The organism is Mesorhizobium sp. DCY119 (assembly GCF_003590645.1).
Taxonomy (GTDB): Bacteria; Pseudomonadota; Alphaproteobacteria; order Rhizobiales; family Rhizobiaceae; genus Mesorhizobium_M.
The window spans coordinates 223,190-243,854 of record NZ_CP031834.1 but is presented as its reverse complement, the minus strand read 5'-3'; the positions used below and the strand labels follow the sequence as shown (position 1 = coordinate 243,854).

Sequence of the window (20,665 nt, the reverse complement as noted above, 5' to 3'; positions counted from 1 at the left end):
TTGGGGAAATATCATGGCAACGTTCAGCGCATATCGCGCATTCGACATGGCTGGTATGAGTTTTGAAAATCTTACACCAGAGCTTTTCTCTTCTTACTACGAGCCGTTGGTATCTGCGTCAGATGGACATATTCTGTACGAGTATGGAAGTACAGATAGTGGAGAATCTTATTATTTCGGCGGATATTTTACCTATTTATATGACGAATTCGGAAATTTATCCACAATAGGTGGCTATGTAACGAGTTTATCATATGAGTGGCATGATCATGACTACTCTAAAAATCCAGCAGTTGCTTATGGAGGGGGGTGGAGCATCGGAGGCATTAATATTAGTGCTTCAGAACTTCTATCCGGCGATCCGATTGTTAAAGTTTTTTCCGGCGATGACCGGATCTACGGGTCCGAAGGCGACGATCGTCTCTACGGCTATGGCGGCTCCGATGTCATTGAAGGAGGCGGCGGCAACGACATCATCAATGGCGGAACCGGTGCTGACATCATGCTCGGCGGCACGGGTAATGATATCTATTATGTCGACAATGCTCGGGACGTCGTCTTTGAATTTGCCGGCGAAGGCACGGACACAGTCCGCAGCTCCATCAGCTGGACGCTCGGTGCCAACATCGAGCGGCTGGAATTGCTCGGCACCGGCAACCTGAACGCTTCGGGCAATGCGCTCGCCAACACGCTCGTCGGCAATGCCGGTAACAACACTCTCAACGGCGGCGCCGGTGCCGACAGCATGACCGGCGGTGCCGGCAACGACATCTACTATGTCGACAATGCCGGCGACAAAACCATCGAAGCGGCCAACGGCGGCACCGATACCGTCCGCAGCACCATCAGTTGGACGCTCGGTGCCAACATCGAGCGGCTGGAACTGCTCGGCACCGGCAACCTGAACGCTTCGGGCAATGCACTCGCCAACACGCTCGTCGGCAATGCCGGCAACAACACTCTCAACGGCGGTGCCGGCGCCGACACGATGACCGGCGGTGCCGGCAACGACATCTACTATGTCGACAATGCCGGCGATAAAACCATCGAGGCGGCCAACGGCGGCACCGATACCGTCCGCAGCACCATCAGCTGGACGCTCAGTGCCAACATCGAGCGGCTGGAACTGCTCGGCACCGGCAACCTGAACGCTTCGGGCAATGCACTCGCCAACACGCTCGTCGGCAATGCCGGTAACAACATCCTCAACGGCGGTGGCGGTGCTGACCATATGGTCGGCGGTGCTGGTAATGACATCTACTACGTCGACAATGTGGGTGACAAAACTGTCGAGGCGCTCAACGGCGGCACGGACACCGTTCGCTCCTCCGTCCACTGGACGCTCAGTGCGAATACGGAGCGTCTGGAGTTGCAGGGCACTGGCCATCTGAATGGCACAGGCAATGCGCTCGCCAACACCATCGTCGGCAATGCCGGCAACAACGTTCTGAACGGCGGCGCCGGCAGCGATATACTGACTGGTGGCGCCGGCAGCGACACCTTCTTCTTCAATACGGCTCTTGGCGCATCCAACATCGACAGGATCACCGACTACAATGTCGCGCAGGACACGATCCGGCTGGAGAATGCCATCTTCACCGGCCTCGCGGATGGCTGGCTGAAAGCATCGGCCTTCCACATAGGCACTGCCGCAGCCGATGCATCGGACCGCATCATCTATAACAAGACGACCGGCGCGCTGCTGTTCGACAAGGATGGCGCTGGCGGGGCCGCCGCCGTGCAATTCGCCACGCTGTCACCCGGCCTTGCCATGACGGCCAGCGAGTTCTTCATCGTCTAGTTTGCGATGGGTCTTCGGGCTCTCTCCGACGGCAGCGGAGCAGAGTTCAGCGAACAATTCTGGTGCTCACTTTCCATTGCGGAGTGGGCACCCGAATGCATGCTGGACAATGCCGTGCACCGGGCAGCGTTTGTCCGTTCGACATGCTGATATCCGGCAGGTCCGGTCGAGCGTCATAGGTGATCCGGTTTGCCATGGCTCGGCTCGGAAAAATCAGCGCGAAAAGCGCAGAAAACGGCTGGTGCCATCGAAGCCAACGGTGCCCAGCAGAGGCCTCCTGATAGGCTGTCATCAGAAAAAAGTACAACAAACGCAACATATAGCCGCTGCATTTGTTACCCGTTTCGTTACCGAATTTCCGAGCGGAACGCCCATCGGCGCTTAGAGACCGTTTGAAAACGAGGTGGCGGTTGGAGGCGGTGCGTCAAGCGTCCGTTGTTGGACCAGGCGACACCTTCTAGATTGTGGTGACACCTTGGAGGTTGGAAACATGGCGCTCAAGCGGATGGACAACATAGGTATCGTCGTCGAAGACCTCGCAGGGACGATTGATTTCTTCCGCGAACTCGGCCTCGAGCTCGAAGGGCAGGCCACGATCGAAGGAGAATGGGCCGGACGCGTCACTGGACTGGGCGATCAGCATGTCGAGATTGCCATGATGCGCACGCCGGACGGCCACAACCGGCTCGAGCTCTCCCGCTTCCTCAGGCCAGCTGTCGTCGCGGATCACCGGAACGCCCCGGTCAACGCCCTGGGCTACCTGCGCGCCATGTTCACCGTGGACGACATCGACGACACGCTTGAAAGGCTCCGCACGCACGGCGCGCAGCTCGTAGGCGAAGTCGTCCAGTACAAAGACGTGTATCGGCTCTGCTACATCCGGGGGCCCGAAGGGCTGCTTATCGGGCTCGCCCAGGAACTCAGCTGAGCGCAATCCGCCCGCAAGGGCGTTTCTAAAGATCAATGATTTCAGATGTTGCGAGAAAACCTGTCGAAAACGACTGGTGCCATCGAAGCCGATGGTGCCCAGGAGAGGACTCGAACCTCCACGCCTCGCGGCACACGGACCTGAACCGTGCGCGTCTACCAATTCCGCCACCTGGGCAAGGTGCGCCGCTGATGTAAGCGGGCAGCGTCGCGGTGTCAACGCGCTTTCGGCAAAAAATCACGTTCAAACAAAAAGATAGTTCAGGTCGGCATTCTTGCCACGAAAGCGCGGCCGGCCGGCATTGAATCTGCCTGCAAAGCCTGCGGCAAAGAGGCAAAAGCCGACGCAAATGCATTGCGCCGGCTCATCACGAATCACATTGGGTGGGTTCTCGGCCGGACAGGCCTAGGCTGAAAGAACTTCCTTCGAAGCCACGGTCGAATCGGCGTTGAGCTTGTAGACGACCGGCACACCCGTGCCGAGTTCCAGCTTGACGATGTCGGGGCCGGAAATCCCCTCCAGCGCCATGATCAGCGCCCGCAGCGAGTTGCCGTGGGCTGCCACCAGCACCGTTTCGCCGCGCAGCACATGCGGCTGCATCTCATGCATGTAATAGGGCCATACACGCGCCCCGGTGTCCTTCAGGCTCTCGCCGCCGGGCGGCGGGGTGTCATAGGACCGGCGCCAGATATGCACCTGCTCCTCGCCCCATTTGGCGCGGGCGTCGTCCTTGTTGAGGCCGTTGAGGTCGCCATAGTCGCGCTCGTTCAGCGCCGCATCGCGCACCGTCTTCAGGTCGCTCTGGCCGGTGGCGTCGAGGATGAACTGGCAGGTCCGCTGCGCGCGCTTCAGCACTGAGGTGTAGGCGATGTCGAATTTCATTCCGCGCGCAGCAAGCTTCTGACCGGCTGCCTTGGCCTCGCTCACACCCTGCTCGGTAAGGTCGACGTCGCGCCAGCCGGTGAAGAGGTTCTTGAGGTTCCATTCGCTCTGGCCGTGGCGCACAAGCACGAGAGTTCCGGTCATTTCAATCCTCATGACTGATGCGGGATTCGTGGACGCCTCTTTAGCTCAGTCCCAGCACATCGCGCATCGAATACAGTCCGGGCTTCTTCCCACGCGCCCAAAGTGCAGCCTTCACCGCGCCGCGCGCGAAAATGGAGCGGTCCTCGGCATTGTGGGAAAGCGTGATGCGCTCGCCGGTGCCGGCCAGGATGACCGAATGGTCGCCCACCACCGAGCCGCCGCGCAGCGTGGCAAAGCCGATCGAGCCGGCCTCGCGCGCGCCGGTTTGGCCGTCGCGCACCCGCACGCTGTGTTCGGCAAGGTCGATGCCGCGTCCCGCCGCTGCCGCGTTGCCAAGCAGAAGCGCCGTGCCGGACGGCGCGTCGACCTTGTGCCGGTGGTGCATTTCCAGCACCTCGATGTCGAAATCGTCGGAGCCGAGCGCCTTCGCCGCCTGCTCGACCAGCACCGCAAGCAGATTGACGCCGAGGCTCATATTGCCGGATTTGACGATCGTCGCGTGGCGGGCCGCCGCGGCGATTGCCGCGTCGTCCTCGGGCGAACAGCCCGTCGTGCCGATGACATGGACGATGCGCGCCTGCGCGGCATAGCCGGCGAATTCGACGCTGGCTGCCGGCGTGCTGAAGTCGAGCACGCCGTCGGCCTTGGCGAAGGCCGTCAACGGGTCGTCGGTGATCGGTACGTTGATGATGCCGATGCCGGCAAGCTCGCCGGCGTCACGGCCGATATGTGGCGAGCCGGCGCGTTCGATGGCTGCCGACACTTTCGCGCCCGGCACGGAATGGATGGTTCGGATCAGCGTCTGGCCCATGCGGCCGGCTGCCCCGACGACGACGAGACCCATATCGCTCATGCGCTTTTCTTCCTTGCGACCTTCGCCGGCTTGGCTGGCTTTACCGTTATTCCCACCGTTTTTGTGTCGTCGACCAGTCCCAGCCCCTTCTGGCTCTGGAGCCGGTGGAAGCGGGCATAGACGCCGTGCGGATTGGCCAGCAGCGACTCGTGATTGCCTTCCTCGACCAGACGTCCATCCTCCAGCACGATGATGCGGTCGGCATTGACCACGGTCGATAGGCGATGGGCGATGACGATGGTGGTCTTGCCCTGCATCACGGTTGCAAGCGCTTCCTGCACGCGCGCTTCGGACTCGTTGTCGAGCGCCGAGGTCGCCTCGTCGAGAAGCAGGATCGGCGCATTGCGCACGATGGCGCGCGCGATGGAGACGCGCTGGCGCTGGCCGCCCGAAAGCGTCACGCCGTTTTCGCCGACGGGCGTGTCGTAGCCGTTCGGCTGCTGGCGGATGAAGCTGTCGGCGGCGGCCTGGTCGGCTGCGCGCCGGATTTCTTCGTCGGTCGCGTTCTCACGGCCATAGCGGATGTTGTCGGCAATCGTGCCTTCGAACAGGTAGGGCTGCTGCGAAACGAAGGCGATCGAATTGCGCAACGAATGCTTGGTCACCTTGGCGATGTCCTGGCCATCGATGAGGATGGCGCCGGAATCGAGATCGTAGAAGCGCTCCAGCAGCGCCGTCAGCGTCGTCTTGCCGGCACCCGAAGCACCGACGATCGCCGTCGTCTTTCCGGCTTCCGCCACGAAGCTCACGCCATGCAGCACCGGCATGTTTTCGGCATAGGAGAAGGCGACGTTTTCAAAGCGCACTTCACCCTTGGCCACCTTAAGCGGGGTGGCGTTTGGCGCATCGTCCTGCTGCGGCTCGAGATCGAGGATCTCGTAGATCATGCGCGCATTGACCAGCGAGCGCTCCAGCCCGACCTGCAGCCGCGCCAGGCGCCGCACCGGGTCGTAGGCAAGCATCAGCGCGGTGATGAAGGACATGATCGCGCCCGGCAGTTCGCCGCCATGGGTGGAGCGATAGCCGGCATAGGCAATGACGCCGGCAACCGCGATGCCGGCCAGCATTTCCGTGATCGGCGTCAGCCGCTCCGAAACCCTTGCGATCTTGTTGGAGCGTTCCTCGGCGCGCTCGATCATCTCGCCCATGCGGCGGGAAAGCTGGTATTCCATGGTGAAGGCCTTCACCACGGCCACCCCTTGCGTCGCCTCCTGCATGGAGCCGATCAGCCGCGAATTGATCTCGACGGACTGGCGCGTCACGCGGCGCAAACGGCGCATCAGGTAGTTGACGGCATAGACCAGCGGCGGGCCGATGACGAAGGCTATCGCCGACAGGAACCAGTCCTGCACGAACATAACCGTCACCAGCGCCACCAGCGATACGACGTCGCGCGCCACAGCCGTCAGGGTCATCGACAGAAGGTCGCGTATGCCGCCGACATTCTGGTTGATCTGGGCGGCAAGGTGGCCCGAGCGCGTTTCGGTGAAGAAGCTGACGCCGAGCTTCATCAGGTGGTCGAACAGGCGGCGCTGATAGCGCGCCACGAGGTTGTTGCCGACCTTGGCCAGGATCACCGCCTGCGCATAGCCGGCAACCCCGCGTATAACAAAGGCGCCGAAGATAGAGGCGCAGAGCCACAGGATCAGGTCGCTGCGCTGGTGATAGAAGATATCGTCGATGACGCTGCTGATGATCCACGCCGGATAGGCCGTGGTCAGCGCCACCGCGATCATGCAGAGCGCCGCGATCGTATAGGACCAGACATATTCGCGGCCGTTCTCGGCCAGAACGCGCCGGATGACGGCGATGATCTCGCCGCTGTCGGCTTTCTTCTTCTTTTGGGTCTGAAGGCTCAAAGTCCGGTCTGCCCGTCCGTTTCAGCAATAGTGCGGCACGTGCTGCCGCATTTCCGCGCCCCTAATAGCGCCATCATGCCGGCTTGCCTATGGCCGGAGTGCGAAACATTGCCGCTGTGGCGGCAATGCCGCGAAATGCCCCTACGCCTGCCAGCGTCGGCCCGCCGTTTCGACGCCGAAGCGCGACGGCGTGCGGGCAAAGGCCGCAAGCCCGTTCAGCGCTGCCAGCGGGTGGGTGATGACATAGACCGGCATGTCGCGCAGCAGGGCGCTGTGCGGCGCCTTATCCTCGAAGGCGGCGCGGAAATTCCCCGCCTTCAGCGCCGGCACGATCTTCTGGGCGATGCCGCCGGTGAGATAAACGCCGCCGCGGCTCATGAACACCAGCGCCAGGTCGCCGGCTGTGCGACCAAGGCAAGTGACGAAGAATTCCACCGCCTCGACGGCGACCGCGTCGGATTTTTCGAGTGCGGCAGCCGTGATTTCGGCCGGCGTCGTGAAGCGCGGTTCCTTGCCGTCGGCCTTGGCGACGGCGCGATAGGCGTTCACCAGTCCGCGCCCGCACAGGATCTGCTCGCCCGAGATGCGGCCCTCGATCGCTTCGAGATGCGGGAAGATTTCGCGGTCGCGCGCCGTGCGCGGACCGATATCCATGTGGCCGCCTTCGCCCGGCACCGGTATCCATTTGTGGCTGGCATGGATCAGCCCGGCAACGCCAAGCCCGGTTCCGGGGCCGAGTACGACACGGCCGGCATTTTCCTCCGGCTCGCCGGGGCCGATCTTTTCCATATGCTCTTCGCCGAGCGCAACGACGGCCAGCGCCTGCGCCTCGAAATCGTTGAGCACGACCACGTCATGCAGGCCGAGCGTGTCGAACATCGCCTTCGGCCGCACCACCCAGGGGCAGTTGGTAAGCCTGATCTCGTCGCCGTCGACCGGGCCGGCGACCGCCAGCACGGCCGAACGTGGCCGGAGCGATGTGTGGTCGAGAACGGCCTGCTGGATCGCCTCGTCGATGGAGGCAAAGCTTGCGGTCTGCACGATCCGCGTTTCGCCGGGCTCGGAATTGGCATCGACGACGATGGCAAAGCGGGCATTGGTGCCGCCGATATCGCCGATCAGGATCGGAAACTGCAGGACGGCTTCGTCGTCGGCGCTGGAAACAGACATCTATCTGGCGTCCCTGGTCTGCGACGGCTGCCCGCCGTTCTCGTTCAGCATTATCTCGGCAGTGGCGTGGTTCAGCGCCAGCGGAATGTCATAGACGATCGCCAGCCGCATCAGCGCTTTCACATCCACGTCATGCGGCATCGGCGTCAGCGGATCAACGAAGAAAATCACGCCGTCGATCCTGCCCTCGGCAATCAGTGCGCCGATCTGCTGGTCGCCGCCGAGCGGGCCGCTTTTCAGGCGGGTAATCTTCAATTCAGGGCAGGCGTCCAGAACGCGCTGGCCGGTCGTGCCGGTGGCGACGATGTCGCAGCCTGCGAGGAAATCGGCATGAGCGCGCGCGAAGGCGACCATGTCGTCTTTCTTCTCGTCATGCGCGATCAATGCCAGGCGGTAGGGGGATGCCACAAGGGAGCCGTTGAAAAGTGCTAAATCGGTTGAAACCTATAACCGAGGAACTTCTGTGGGGGAAGGGGCGGCAAGACCCGCCCCGCCCGTTCCTATCGGCTCTGATCCGAGGGCCTGGCCAGGGGCAAAGGCGGACGCTTGATCGGCGTCGGCGCAAAGGCGCTGGCCGGCATTGGAGGCGCGCCGACATCGACCGTATCCGTCTCGGGTGCTGCCGGTGCAGGGGCGGTGGCAACCGTCGAGCCCATCCCGCCGACCGTCACGGCGGCTTCCGAAACCGGATTGGGAGCACTCAGCACGGCCCTGCATGCCGCCGGCAGGCTCGCCATCGTCATCTTGTCGCGCGCCTTGGGTGCGTCCGGGTTCTTGTTGGGGCGCCACGGCTCCTCCGTGAACCACCATGCGAGCGACTTGTCGCAGCCGTCGCCGGCGGCCGTCGCTTCCTGCCGCTTGCAGCCCGGCGAACCCGGCTGGCAGCCGATGCGGACATGGAAATGATAGTCATGGCCCCAGAAGGGCCGGATCTTGCGCAGCCAGGTGCGGTCGCCCGTCACCGTGTCGCACAGCTTCTTCTTGATGCCCGGATTGACCAGAATGCGCTCGACCTCGGGGTAGCTCGCGGCGCGTTTCAGCAGCCGCGTATGCGCCGCCGTCCAAAGCCTGTCCTTCACCAGATGGGTCTTCTCGTTGACCATCGACACCGCGCTCATATTCTCGCGCTCGGTCGGCGAAAGCCGGCGGTCGGGCATCGGCGTGAACCAGATGTCGGCGTCGAGCCCGATCTGGTGCGAGGCATGTCCCGTCAGCATCGGCCCGCCGCGCGGCTGCGAGATGTCGCCGATGAGCAGGCCCGGCCAGCCATCGGCTGTCGCATCGCGCGAAAACTTCTCGATCAGGTTGATCATCGCCGGATGGCCCCAGCGGCGGTTGCGCGAAAGCCGCATCGCTTGCCATGTCGGCCCGTCGGTGGCGATGGCGACGCCGCCGGCAAAACAGCCCTTGGAATAGAACCCGATCGATTGCGGGGCTGCCGCCGCCGGCAGTTTCTCAGCTCCGAACAGGTTCTTCGCCAGTTCGTCCGCGCTCGCGCCGCTCGGCGCTAGTCCGGAAAAAGCCAGTGCCGCAATGGCGATGCCGGTCAGCCTTGCGGCTGCCTGAAAGATGGATTTCATGCGCATTTCCCGGTCATGCCCCTCTACGACAAGGGTGAGACGCCCTGGTTACCGAAGCGTAAACGAGTGGCTCGATTTCGAGTCATACCACGCTTCGCGTCGGTCTTCGATCATTTGGCCTTCATCGGGCTGCGTCCCTCGCCGTCCTTCCAGTTCCGCGCCGCCCACATCGCATCGAATGCGGCGCGATAGTCCGGATAGCGGAAGCGGTAGCCCGCAGCCTTGATCGCCGCGTTGGCAACGCGCTTGTTCTCGCCATAGAAAGACCGCGCCATGGGCGAAAGTTGGGCGGTCTCGAAGGGAATTTCGGCCGGCGGCTCGATGCCCATTAATCCGGCCGCATAGGTCACTACATCCTGCGGCGGGGCGGGCATGTCGTCGGTGACGTTGAAGACGCCGCCGAGATTTCGGCCCGCCAGATGCCAGACGGCACCCGCGATATCCTCGCCATGGATGCGGTTGAACACCTGGTCCGGCTTGATCAGGCGCTTTGCCGTGCCGTTCTCCAGATTGACCAAGGCGTTACGTCCCGGCCCGTAAATGCCGGAAAGGCGCAGGATCGCCACCGGCAGGCCGGTCTCGCGGCCAAGCTCCAGCCATTCCTGCTCGGCCTTCAGCCGCATCCCCGAGCGGCGCGAGACAGGCTTGCATTCGCCCGTCTCATCCACCCACGCGCCGCCATGGTCGCCATAGACGCCGACGGTGGAGAGGTAGCCGATCCAGCGGAGGTTGGGCATGGCTTTGGTAATTACCTCCCGCGCCGCATTCAGCACGGGATCGCCCGCTTCATCCGGCGCGATGGAGATCAGCAGATGTGTGGTTTCGGCAAGCTCTTTCGCGACCTCTTCGGTCAACGCGCCATCGAACGCAAAAGGCTCGATCCCGGCCTGCCGCAATGCGTGGAATTTTTCCGCCGAGCGCGTCGTGCCCGCGACGCTTGCGCCCTCAGGCTTGGCTCGACCGACCGCCTTGCCGGAATAGCCGGCGCCGAAGATGAATAGTTTTGTCACGGTCATGCATGTGTCCTGATTTCTGGGTGGTTGCCGGTGGCCATAAGCCACTCCCGGCGCACATCTGCATCGTCGTCCTGTCGGGCGCTGGTTGCCAGCGCGGAAAATACCGCAGGCTCCATCAGCCGCGACAGCGCCCAGACGGCTGCTCCGCGCACAAGCGGCGAGGGGTCTGCCGACAAACTCTCGCAAGCAGCGACAAGCGAAACATCCCCCGAATTCCCCGCCGCAATCAGCACGTTGCGCAAGAAACGGTCGCGGCCGATGCGCTTGACCGGTGAACCGGTGAAGAAGGCGCGGAAACCGGCGTCGTCCATGGCAAGGAAATCGGCCAGCGCCGGCGCGCGCAGGTCATCGCGGGCGGCAAGCTTGGCTTCCGAGGCTGCGCTGGCGAATTTGTTCCAAGGACAGGCGGCCAGGCAATCGTCGCAGCCATAGATGCGGTTGCCGATCGCCGCGCGGAATTCCTGCGGGATAGGCCCCTTGTTCTCGATTGTGAGGTAGGAAATGCAGCGCCGCGCATCGAGCCGGTAGGGTGCGGGGAATGCGTCGGTCGGGCAGGCGTCGAGACAGGCGCGGCAGGAGCCGCAATGATCCTCGTCTGCCTTGTCGGGCGTCAGTTCCGCGGTGCAGAAAATCGTGCCGAGAAACAGCCACGAGCCGAATTCGCGGCTGACCAGATTGGTGTGCTTGCCTTGCCAGCCAATGCCGGCGCTCTCCGCCAGCGGCTTTTCCATCACCGGCGCGGTGTCGACGAAAACCTTTACGTCGCCGCCAGCCCTGGCGACGATCTTTCCGGCGATCTCCTTCAGCCGGCCCTTCATCACGTCGTGATAGTCGCGGTTCTGGGCATAGACCGAGATCGCGCCGCGATCGCGCTGCGTCTGCAAGCTGCGCGGGTCGCTTTCCGGTCCATAATTCATCGCCAGCACGATGATCGAGCGCACCTCCGGCCACAGCGTGCTCGGGTCGGCGCGGCGTTGCAGCGTTTCCGAAATCCAGGCCATCGAGCCATGAAAACCGTCGGCGACGAATTCGGCCAGCCGCATCGGCGCCTGCGGGATCGCGTCGGGCGTGGTCACGGCAACCGCAGCGAAGCCGGCACGCGCGGCTTCGCGATCGATCAGCTGCCGCAGGCGGCCGGCCTCATCGGGCTTGCCCCTTTGGGCTTTGTCAGAAATCGAGGTCCGCATAATGCGACACCGGCGAAAGGCCGCGCACCCGGTCGCCCAGAAGCGGGCGGAAGGACGGCCGCGATTTGACGCGCGTATACCAGTCGCGCGCCGCGTTATGGTCGCGCCAGTCGACCTCGCCGAGATAGTCGAGCACGGAGATGGCGGCGGCTGCCGCCAGATCGGCATAGGTGATGCGCGGGCCGGCCAGCCAATGGCGGGTGCCGGCGAGCCAGTTGGTGTATTTCATATGCTGGCGGATATTGGCGCGGGCAGCGCGGATCGCACCCGAATCGGGCGAGCCGCCGCCCATCTCGCTCGGCATCAAAGGCTTCAGCACGCGTTCGCGCACCAGATGGCGCGTCACTTCGCTGTCCATCTTGGCCAGATACCAGTCGACCAGCCGGCGGATTTCGGCCCGCTCCATCGGGTTTTCGGCAAACAGCCGCTTGTCACGCTTCAGCACGCCGCGCGTCTCGTCGAGATATTCGGCGATCACGCCGGCGCCGACGATCGGCACGTCGCCTTCGGCCAGAAGCACCGGCAAGGTCCCGGCGGCGTTCAGCGCCAAAAACTCCTTGCGCCTTGTCCACGGCTTTTCCTCGATCAGCGCCAGCTCCTCGCCATACTCGCCGAATGCCAGGCGAACGAAGCGACAGGAGGCGAACATGGAGTGATGGAAAAGCGTCAGCATGGTCCTGCGATGAAAAAGTGCGCTGGTCTTTATTTGGCCGCGCCGGTAGTTCTATCTCTGCCCGATTCACCGGGCGGTCAAGCGCCCCGACCTATAGGCATAGTTCCGCGCTGTGACAAGCAAGCGCCCATCATTCCAACGCTCCTCCTCAACCGTCCATTCTAATAAAAAGTCACCGAGAGACCCATGGAACACCAGACGATCGTCGAAGCCCTTTTGCTCGGCCTGCTCGAAGGGCTGACCGAATTCATCCCGGTCTCCTCCACCGGACATATCCTTTTGGCGGGGCATTTCCTCGGCTTCAAGTCGACCGGCAAGGCCTTCGAGGTGCTGATCCAGCTCGGCGCGATCCTGGCGATCCTGTCGGTCTATTTCGGCCGGCTGTGGAAGATCCTCACCGACCTGCCGCGCGACGCCAGGACGCAGCGTTTCGTGCTCGGCATTCTGCTGGCCTTCCTGCCGGCAGCCGTCATCGGCGCGCTGGCGCATGATTTCATCAAGACGGTGCTGTTCGAATCGCCGCGGCTTATCTGCATCATGCTCATCATCGGCGGTTTCGTGCTTCTGGCCGTCGACCGGATGGCGCTGAAGCCGAAATATCACGACGTCATGGATTTCCCGCTATCGCTCTGCCTGAAGATCGGCTTCTTCCAGTGCCTGGCGATGATCCCCGGCACCTCGCGCTCGGGTGCCACGATCGTCGGCGCGCTGCTGATGGGCACCGACAAGCGCTCGGCGGCGGAATTTTCCTTCTTCCTCGCCATGCCCACCATGGCCGGCGCCTTCGCCTACGATCTCTACAAGAACCGCGATGTGCTGTCCTCGGCGGACCTGCCGATCATCGGTGTCGGTTTTGTTGCAGCCTTCATCATGGCGGTCATCGTCGTGCGCTACCTGCTCGACTACGTCTCGCGCCACGGCTTTGCGCTGTTTGCCTGGTGGCGGCTGATCGTCGGCGCGGTTGGACTGGCTGCGCTGATGGTGTGGGGGTGATCTGAGCGGCTTGTATTCAAGCGGCTAGAAGCCCCTCTCCGTCTCGGCTTCGCCGAGCCACCTCTCCCCATTTCATGGGGCGAGGAACCTGGGTTCTGCGAGGTCGCAGCATCTCAGGACTTGGGTTCCTCGCCCCCGCAAAGCGGGGGGTCCGAAGGACGGGCGAAACCCGTGGCTCGCCCCGGCAAGGTGGCGCGCGAAGCGCGACGGAGAGGGGGTTCTTCCCTACCTCACCCGCAGCAGGAACCAGCCATCATCGCTTTCAGCTGCGGGTCGTCCTCATATTCGTCGTGGCGCTTCACCCAGTCCATGGTGCCCTTTTCGTTGCGGCCCTTGGGCATGATGTCGAGGATCATGTAGGCGCCGATGCCTTCCTCGCCGCCGCGCGCATATTGCGAGAAGGTGCGGTAGATGTCGCCTTTCTCGTCCTTGTAGAAGGCGGTCATGCCGGGCAGCTCGTCCATTTCGAAGTCGAGCGGGCGGAAATTATAGACCGCCTTGCCGGCCTTGATGTCTTCCTTGTTGAACGACACGTCGAAATCGAAATTGAAGTCGCTGCCATTGGATGACACCCATGGGAACTGCCAGCCCATGCGCTTCTTGTAGGCTTCGATCTTGGCCAGCGGCGCGCGCGCAACGGCCACCAGCGTCACGTCATGATGCTGCAGATGCAGGTTTGCGCCGTCGAAATGGTCGCAGCCGAAGGAGCAGCCGGTGCAGCCTTCCTCCCAGTCCGGCCCGAGCATGAAGTGGTAGAGCGCCAGCTGGCTGCGGCCGTCGAACAATTCGGAAAGCGTCTTCTTGCCGTCGGGCGTATCGAAAACATAGTTCTTCTCGACCTTGACCCAGGGCAGTTCGAGCCGCTCGGCGCGCAGCCTGTCGCGCATTCTGGTGTATTCCTTTTCCTTCACCAGATGCGCCGTCTGCGCTTTCATCCATTCCTGCTGCGATACGACTTTATGCGATTCCATGGTCTTGCTCCTCATTGCCAGGAAATGCCGTTTCGATTTGTCGATTGCCGCCCGCGCTGTATTTAACCTGTAAGTTAAGTATGACCCCCAGACCTGCCCTTGTCAACCCGCCGGGAAAGCCGCGCCGCCGCCTATGGATGTCAGTCGATGTCCTTGACCCAGTCATGTCGGGATTCGGAATGCACCGCCTGTGTCGGTGCGGGAAAAGACGGATCGGCGAAGGCTCCGACACCGACCGCAACAAACTCGGGCCGGCGCTGCGGTTCCCAGAAGACGGTCGAACCGCAGTCGGGGCAGAAATGAAACGTCACCGGAAAGCCGCTGTCGGATGGACGCTTATAGGATTTGTGCGGTCCCTCGATCCGCACGTCTTCACGGCGAAAGAAAGCAGCGATGCCATAGGTGCTGCCGGTCCGCTTCTGGCACGCCAGGCAATGGCATAGCGAGACCTTCGCCGGCTCGCCCGTGCAGACAATGCGGAGGTTTTCGCAGGAGCAGGTCGCTGTTCTTTCCATGAAAGCCTTCCCTTGCAGCGCGCCTGTCAGCCGCCTGCATTCAGAACATGGGCGAGCACAGGCAGCGCAATGCCTTTCAGCGTCAGCGCCCGCGTTGCCGTGCCGGCGAGCAGATTGGAGGCCTGCACCGCGGCCTCGGGGGAGACAAGAATCTCGCCCGCCGCTGCCTGTGCTTCGAGCCTTGCCGTCAGGTTGACGACACCGCCGATGGCGGTGAAATCGCTGCGCAGCGTCGAGAATTCCCCGATCTCGACCTGACCGGTGTGAACGCCGACACCGACGCCAACCGTGTCGGCCTCGCCGCGATGCGATGCCAGCGCGGCAAGTGCGGACGTACAGCGTCGCTGGATTTCTATGGCCGCCGTCACCGCAGCCTCGGCGTGGCGCTCGGTCTTGATCGGAAAGTTGAAGATCGCCATCAGGCCATCGCCCATCTGTTTGTTGACGATGCCGTCATGCGCCCAGATGGCTTGGGCGCATTGATCCTGGAAGACGCTGACGATTTCACCGAGCACGACAGGGTCCATCCGCTCGGACAGGTCGGTGTAGCCCCTTATATCTGCGAACAGGATGGTGGCGGAGACCGAGATTTGGCGCTGTTTCTTGACATAGCGGAACGAGCGCTCGCAGATCGTGCAGATGTTCGGGTTCATCTTGCTCTGCGTGATGCCGCAGACGCGGAACGGAAGCGCCAGCGGACCCCGGATAGGGATCGGCATATGCATCTGATCCCAGCAGCCCCGGCAAATCCGCGCGGTCGATCCCATCTGAAGCTACATCCCGGCCGGTATCCATCCGTCAGCCGCCTCGCCGTAGCCAGATTGTCGCTTTCGGCGGGCTTTGGCAACTCGAAGTCGAGCCTGGCCAGGACAGAATTCGGCACGGGTGATTCCGCTCAATGCAGCGCGACATCCTCGGGCATCCTGCGTTCCGCCCTGATCTGCGCCAGCGCCCTGGCGATCGTCGCCTTGTAGCGGACCTGCGGCGGCTTCACGCCATGCGCCATCAGGGTGCGACGGGTCTGCTGGTTGGCGCCGGTGATGAAGAAGCGCACGCCGGCGCGGTTTGCCTTGCGCACCGCACCCTCGATGACATTGGCCGCCGTCGAATCGAGGAACGGCACCGCCGCGCAGTCGAGCACGAAACTCTTGCGTTGGTCGGCGATGCGGTCGAGCACGGTCCCGACGGTCGCGGCCGCGCCAAAGAAGAATGCGCCAGAGATGCGGTAGACCACCGTGTCCGGGTCGCTGGCAGAAGCCGCATCATAGGCATTGCGGCCGCCATTGGTCGCATCGGCGACATCGTCGACGGCCAGCGGCGCGTGCGCTTCCACCGCGATCGCCTTGGACATGCGGTTGATGAACAATACCGAGCCGAGCGCGAAGCCGACGACGATGCCGGTGGTGAGATCGCGGAAGATCACCAGGCCGAATGTCGCCAGAAGCACCAGCGCATCGCCGGGTGAGGAGCGCAAAAGCGCAGCGAAAGCGGGCTTCTCCACCATGTTCCAGGCGACGACAGCCAGCAGCCCGGCAAGGGCGGCAAGCGGGATATAGGCGGCCAGCGGTGCCGCCACGAGCATGAACAGCAGCAGGAACACCGCGTGCAGCAGCCCCGACACCGGCCCATGCGCGCCGGACCGGACATTGGTTGCCGTGCGCGCGATCGTTCCGGTCACGCAGATGCCGCCGAAAAGCGCCGAGCCGATATTGGCGAAACCCTGCGCCACCAGTTCGCAGTTGGAGCGATGCCGGCGCCCGGTCATGCCGTCGGCGACAACGGCCGAAAGCAGCGATTCGATCGCGCCGAGCAGCGCGAAGGCGATCGCATCCGGCAGCACGGCGTAGGCCTTGTCGAGGCTGAACATGGGCAGCGCCGGCTCCGGCAGCATGCGCGGAATGCCGCCGAAGCGCGTGCCGATCGTCTCGACCGGCAGGCTGAGCGCGACGGCCGCCAGCGACGCGACCGCGATGGCGACCAGGAAGCCCGGCCAGGACGGCCGCCAGCGCTTGAGGGCAATAATGATGGCGATCGTCAGTACGGCGACGACAAGTGCTGAGACATTCGTCGTGTTCGCGGCCTCGCCAAGCGCGATCAGCCGGGGCACCAGTTCGCCGGGCTCCTTGCCGGCAAGCTTCAGGCCGAACAGATCGTGCAACTGGCTGGAAAAGATGATGACGGCGATGCCGGCGGTGAATCCGACGGTCACCGGATACGGAATGAATTTTATGTAGGTGCCGAGCCGCAGATAGCCCGTGGCGATGAGGAACACGCCCGACATCAGCGTGGCAAGGATCAGCCCGTCTATGCCGTGACGGTCGGCGGTCGCGGCCACCAGCACGATGAAGGCACCCGCCGGTCCGCCGATCTGGAACCGGCTGCCGCCGAGCAGCGAAACGATGAAGCCACCGACGATTGCCGTGAACAGTCCGCGTTCCGGCCCGACACCCGAGGCAATCGCGATCGCCATCGACAGCGGCAATGCGACGATCGCGACGGTCAATCCGGCAATCACATCTGCCTTGAATTGCGGGAGATGATAGCCTTCGCGAAGAACCGTGATCAGCTTGGGCGTGAACAATTCCGCGAAGCTGGGCTCTGCCTGCCGTGATGCCTGATGCCGTGATTGACGAAGCGTATCCATGAACTGCCTTCCGCATATGAAGGCGGCGGGATCGTCGGCTGGATCAGCGGTGCCGGCAGGCCGGTCACCCTCGCATCATGTCGGCGGTCGCCGTCGCGACTCTTTGCGGATCAGCCGTTGGAGCCGTTCCGGTCGGGCGCCGGCTGCCTGAGGCGCACGCCCCTGCCGCTGCCCTCGCTCGGCTGGTTTTCCCCGATCAGTTCGACGCCCGATTTCTCGAGCGCCTGAATGACCTTGACCAGCGTGTCGACCACGCCCCGCACCACACCGTCGCTTGCTTCCATACGCTGAATAGTCGGAAGCGAAACGCCGGCGCGTTCGGCAAGCGTCTTCTGGTCTATCCCGGCCAGCGCCCGTGCGGCGCGCATTTGCGCAGCTGTGATCACTGGTCAGAACTCCCGTCTGAGTCCGCAATATGAATGTATGATACAGTTATCATGATGTTTCAAGCATGAATATGAGGTGTAAATCCATCAGGCGGGTCCGGATGCGGCGTCTTCCGGAGTGCCTTGCCGCAGGAACCAGCGCCCGACCAGCCAGCACAGCATCGCCCAGGCCGAGCCGGCGCACCATCCGGCCAGCACGTCCGAAGGCCAGTGAACGCCGAGATAGATGCGGCTCAGCCCCACCAGGAAAGTCAGCAGAACGGCGACGAACAGCACATAGATCTTGGTCGCGCGCCCGGTCATCCGCCGCGCCAGCAGCGTGCCCAGCGTCAGGAAGGTCACCGCCGACATCATCGCATGGCTGCTCGGAAAGCTCAGCGTGTGCACATTGACCAGATGCGATACCAGTTCCGGGCGCGGGCGGTCGATGCCAAGCTTCAGCAGGCCGTTCAGCGCCTGGCCGCCGGTGATGGCAACGAAGACGAACAATGCCGTCGCAATGCGGCGTGTGATCAGGAGGTAAATGATCGTGACGGTGACGATGGCCACGAGGATGGCCCCGCCGCCGAGGCTGGTGATGTCGCGCATGACATCCTCCATCCAGAACGGTCCGATCGGCGTACTCGGGTCACCCGGCGTGCGAAAGGCCAGGAGGATCTGCGTGTCGAAGCCGTGAGGGGCCGCATCGCGCGCCACCTCCATCAACTCGACGAAGCCCCACAGCCCGCCGGCGATGATGATCGCCGCAGGCAGCACGGTGAACTCCACCTTGCCGCGCAGATTTGCCAGAAATGTCGGCATGAAAACCCCAGGCTGTTTCGTCGGCACAATAGATGCGGTGCCTTCAATAGGCGGGCAAGCGGGCCGGCGCAAATGCCGCAACTTTTTTCATGCCCGGTTTTCGGAAATTCCGATGGTCCGTCAAGCAGATGAGGCCGTGCGCATTGTTATTTGAACTCACGGCGCGATAGCGTCATCTTCCTGTTACGCAGCCGCTTTAGCCGTCGGTTTCATCCCCAAGCCACCGATCAAGCCAGAGGACACGCTGATGAACGATCATTTTCCCCCGGAAGCCGTTTTCCGCACCAGCCAGCTCGAGGAGAATGACGGCCCCGGCCACAATCCGACGGAAAACCCGACCATGGGCGAAATCATCGCCTCGCGTTTCTCGCGCCGCGGCTTCCTCAAAGGTTCGCTCGCCGTTTCGGCCATCGCCGCCACCGTCAGCCCGCTCGCGCTGATCACCGCCGACAATGCGCGCGCCGCAAGCGGCTCCGCCTTCAACTTCGACGAGATCGAGGCCGGTATCGATGAAAAGCACCACGTTGCCGCCGGCTATGACGCCGACGTGCTGCTGCGCTGGGGCGATCCACTGTTTGCCGATGCGCCAGAATTCGACCCGAAGAACCAGTCGGCTGAGGCCCAGGCAAAACAGTTCGGCTACAACAACGATTATGTCGGCTTCATTCCACTCGAAGGCTCTTCCGAGCATGGCCTTCTCGTCGTCAACCACGAATACACCAATGAGCACCTGATGTTCCCCGGCATCGTCACGGTGGCCGAAGGCAAGATCAAGGTTGCCGACGCTGACCAGAAGCGCGTCGACATCGAAATGGCGGCCCATGGCGGCACCATCGTCGAGATCAAGAAGGAAGGCGGCAAGTGGCAGGCCGTCAAGGACGGCAAGCTCAACCGCCGCATCACCTCCACCACCGAAATGCAGCTTTCCGGCCCGGTCGCCGGCCATGACCGCGTCAAGACCGGCGCAGACGCAACCGGCACGAAAGTCTTCGGCACCTTCAACAACTGCGCCGGCGGCGTCACGCCCTGGGGCACCTATGTGATGGCTGAGGAGAACATCCACGGCTATTTCGCCGGCGAGCTGCCTGCTGACCACAAGGAAGCTGCCAACTACAAGCGCATGGGCATTCCCGAAGGCACCTATCAGTGGGCCAATTTCTACGATCGCTTCGATGTGTCCAAGGAGCCCAACGAAGCGAATCGTTTTGGCTGGATCGTCGAGGTCGACGTCAACGACCCGAACTCGCTGCCGAAGAAGCGCACCGCCATGGGCCGCTTCAAGCATGAGGGCGCCGAATCGATCGTCGCCAAGGACGGCCAGGTCGTCTTCTATCTCGGCGACGACGAGCGCTTCGACTACGTCTACAAATTCGTTACCGCCGGCAAGTTCAATCCTGACGATCGCGCCGCCAATCTCGACCTGCTCGACGAAGGCACGCTCTATGTCGCCAAATTCGCCGACGACGGCTCGTTCGAATGGCTGCCGGTGGTGTTCGGCCAGGGCCCGCTGACTGCCGAAAACGGCTTTGCCAGCCAGGCCGACGTGCTGATCGAGACCCGCCGCGCCGGCGACCTGCTCGGTGCGACCAAGATGGACCGCCCCGAAGACATTCAGCCCAATGCCGTCAACGGCAAGGTCTATGTCATGCTGACCAACAACACCAAGCGCAAGGCCGATCAGGTCGACGCCGCCAATCCGCGCGCCGAAAACGCCTTCGGCCATCTCATTGAACTGGTGGAAGAGGGCGGCGATTTCGCCGCGACCAAGGGCAAGTGGGAAGTGCTGCTGAAGTGCGGTGACCCTTCGGTGGCCGAGGTCGGCGCATCCTTCTCGACGGCGACGACTGCCAACGGCTGGTTCGGCATGCCCGACAACTGCGCCGTCGACGCCGATGGCCGCCTCTGGGTCGCCACCGACGGCAATTCGCCGAAAGCCACCGGCCGCACCGACGGCATCTGGGCGGTCGACACCGAAGGCGAGGCGAGGGCGACCTCGAAACTGTTCTTCCGCGTGCCGGTGGGTGCCGAAATGTGCGGCCCGCTGCTGGCGCCCGACATGCAGTCGATGTTCGTCGCCGTCCAGCATCCGGGCGATGGCGGCGAGGACTGGGAAGGCTTTGGCCGCCCGTCCTACTACGAAGACCTGTCGACCCGCTGGCCTGATTTCAAGGACGATATGCCGGTACGTCCGGCCGTCGTCGCCATCACCAAGCAGGGCGGCGGCAAGATCGCGGTTTGAGGTTGCCCGAGCTTCTTCCTTCT

Annotated in this window: 19 protein-coding genes and 1 tRNA gene; 4 read left to right on the top strand and 16 right to left on the bottom strand. The window is 63.0% G+C overall.

Going from position 1 to position 20,665, the window contains the following annotated elements:
- Positions 1-13: 13 nt before the first annotated feature.
- The gene (locus tag DZG07_RS01180; RefSeq protein WP_245429561.1) at positions 14-1,801 is read left to right on the top strand and encodes a calcium-binding protein; all 1,788 of its coding nucleotides are present in this window, start codon (positions 14-16) and stop codon (positions 1,799-1,801) included.
- Between the two features lie 490 nt (positions 1,802-2,291).
- Positions 2,292-2,729: a VOC family protein gene (locus tag DZG07_RS01175; protein ID WP_091911312.1), complete on the top strand. Its 438-nt coding sequence runs from the start codon at positions 2,292-2,294 to the stop codon at positions 2,727-2,729.
- Positions 2,730-2,821: 92 nt separating this feature from the next.
- Here DZG07_RS01175 and DZG07_RS01170 read toward each other — a convergent pair.
- From DZG07_RS01170 to DZG07_RS01125, 10 genes are all read right to left on the bottom strand, one after another.
- Positions 2,822-2,906: transfer RNA gene (locus DZG07_RS01170), tRNA-Leu, on the bottom strand.
- Positions 2,907-3,134: 228 nt separating this feature from the next.
- Positions 3,135-3,755, bottom strand: a complete 621-nt coding sequence (locus tag DZG07_RS01165) for a 2,3-bisphosphoglycerate-dependent phosphoglycerate mutase (RefSeq protein WP_091911310.1) — start codon at positions 3,753-3,755, stop codon at positions 3,135-3,137.
- 40 nt (positions 3,756-3,795) lie between these two features.
- Entirely contained in the window at positions 3,796-4,608 is an 813-nt protein-coding gene (gene dapB / locus DZG07_RS01160) for a 4-hydroxy-tetrahydrodipicolinate reductase (protein ID WP_119813667.1), read from the bottom strand.
- The gene (locus DZG07_RS01155; RefSeq protein ID WP_119813665.1) at positions 4,605-6,467 is read right to left on the bottom strand and encodes an ABC transporter ATP-binding protein; all 1,863 of its coding nucleotides are present in this window, start codon (positions 6,465-6,467) and stop codon (positions 4,605-4,607) included. The genes dapB and DZG07_RS01155 overlap by 4 nt, the downstream gene beginning before the upstream one ends.
- 141 nt (positions 6,468-6,608) lie before the next feature.
- A complete protein-coding gene (locus DZG07_RS01150; RefSeq protein WP_119813663.1) occupies positions 6,609-7,637 on the bottom strand; it encodes a glucokinase in 1,029 nt (342 codons plus the stop codon).
- Positions 7,638-8,045, bottom strand: coding sequence for a methylglyoxal synthase (locus tag DZG07_RS01145; RefSeq protein WP_091911302.1), 408 nt, complete (start codon positions 8,043-8,045; stop codon positions 7,638-7,640).
- Between the two features lie 92 nt (positions 8,046-8,137).
- The gene (mepA, locus tag DZG07_RS01140) at positions 8,138-9,217 is read right to left on the bottom strand and encodes a penicillin-insensitive murein endopeptidase (protein ID WP_162931529.1); all 1,080 of its coding nucleotides are present in this window, start codon (positions 9,215-9,217) and stop codon (positions 8,138-8,140) included.
- A gap of 110 nt (positions 9,218-9,327) precedes the next feature.
- Entirely contained in the window at positions 9,328-10,233 is a 906-nt protein-coding gene (locus DZG07_RS01135; RefSeq protein WP_119813659.1) for an SDR family oxidoreductase, read from the bottom strand.
- Positions 10,230-11,420 carry a tRNA epoxyqueuosine(34) reductase QueG gene (gene queG, locus DZG07_RS01130; protein ID WP_119813657.1) on the bottom strand — a complete coding sequence of 397 codons (1,191 nt, stop codon included), beginning with the start codon at positions 11,418-11,420 and terminating at the stop codon, positions 10,230-10,232. Before queG ends, DZG07_RS01135 begins: the two co-directional genes overlap by 4 nt.
- On the bottom strand, positions 11,401-12,093 hold the full coding sequence (locus tag DZG07_RS01125; protein WP_091911294.1) for a glutathione S-transferase family protein: 693 nt from the start codon (positions 12,091-12,093) through the stop codon (positions 11,401-11,403). The genes queG and DZG07_RS01125 overlap by 20 nt, the downstream gene beginning before the upstream one ends.
- 186 nt (positions 12,094-12,279) lie before the next feature.
- On the opposite strand from DZG07_RS01125, the gene DZG07_RS01120 reads away from it, so the two are divergent.
- A complete protein-coding gene (locus DZG07_RS01120) occupies positions 12,280-13,086 on the top strand; it encodes an undecaprenyl-diphosphate phosphatase (protein WP_091911292.1) in 807 nt (268 codons plus the stop codon).
- Positions 13,087-13,316: 230 nt separating this feature from the next.
- On the opposite strand, the gene DZG07_RS01115 is transcribed toward DZG07_RS01120, so the two are convergent.
- The 6 genes from DZG07_RS01115 to DZG07_RS01090 all read right to left on the bottom strand — a co-directional run bounded on the left by DZG07_RS01115 (position 13,317) and on the right by DZG07_RS01090 (position 18,403).
- Positions 13,317-14,057 (bottom strand): thioredoxin family protein, encoded by a 741-nt coding sequence (locus DZG07_RS01115; protein ID WP_119813655.1) that lies wholly within the window; start codon positions 14,055-14,057, stop codon positions 13,317-13,319.
- A gap of 140 nt (positions 14,058-14,197) precedes the next feature.
- Entirely contained in the window at positions 14,198-14,572 is a 375-nt protein-coding gene (locus DZG07_RS01110) for a GFA family protein (protein ID WP_119813653.1), read from the bottom strand.
- Between the two features lie 26 nt (positions 14,573-14,598).
- A complete protein-coding gene (locus tag DZG07_RS01105; RefSeq protein ID WP_119813651.1) occupies positions 14,599-15,339 on the bottom strand; it encodes an adenylate/guanylate cyclase domain-containing protein in 741 nt (246 codons plus the stop codon).
- A 128-nt stretch (positions 15,340-15,467) separates the two neighbouring features.
- A complete protein-coding gene (locus DZG07_RS01100; protein ID WP_119813649.1) occupies positions 15,468-17,216 on the bottom strand; it encodes a SulP family inorganic anion transporter in 1,749 nt (582 codons plus the stop codon).
- A 110-nt stretch (positions 17,217-17,326) separates the two neighbouring features.
- A complete protein-coding gene (locus tag DZG07_RS01095; RefSeq protein WP_091911282.1) occupies positions 17,327-17,602 on the bottom strand; it encodes a helix-turn-helix transcriptional regulator in 276 nt (91 codons plus the stop codon).
- Positions 17,603-17,689: 87 nt separating this feature from the next.
- The gene (locus DZG07_RS01090; protein WP_119813647.1) at positions 17,690-18,403 is read right to left on the bottom strand and encodes a phosphatase PAP2 family protein; all 714 of its coding nucleotides are present in this window, start codon (positions 18,401-18,403) and stop codon (positions 17,690-17,692) included.
- 247 nt (positions 18,404-18,650) lie between these two features.
- Between DZG07_RS01090 and DZG07_RS01085 the strand changes: the two genes are divergently transcribed.
- Positions 18,651-20,642: a PhoX family phosphatase gene (locus DZG07_RS01085; RefSeq protein ID WP_119813645.1), complete on the top strand. Its 1,992-nt coding sequence runs from the start codon at positions 18,651-18,653 to the stop codon at positions 20,640-20,642.
- The last annotated feature ends 23 nt before the right edge of the window (positions 20,643-20,665 follow it).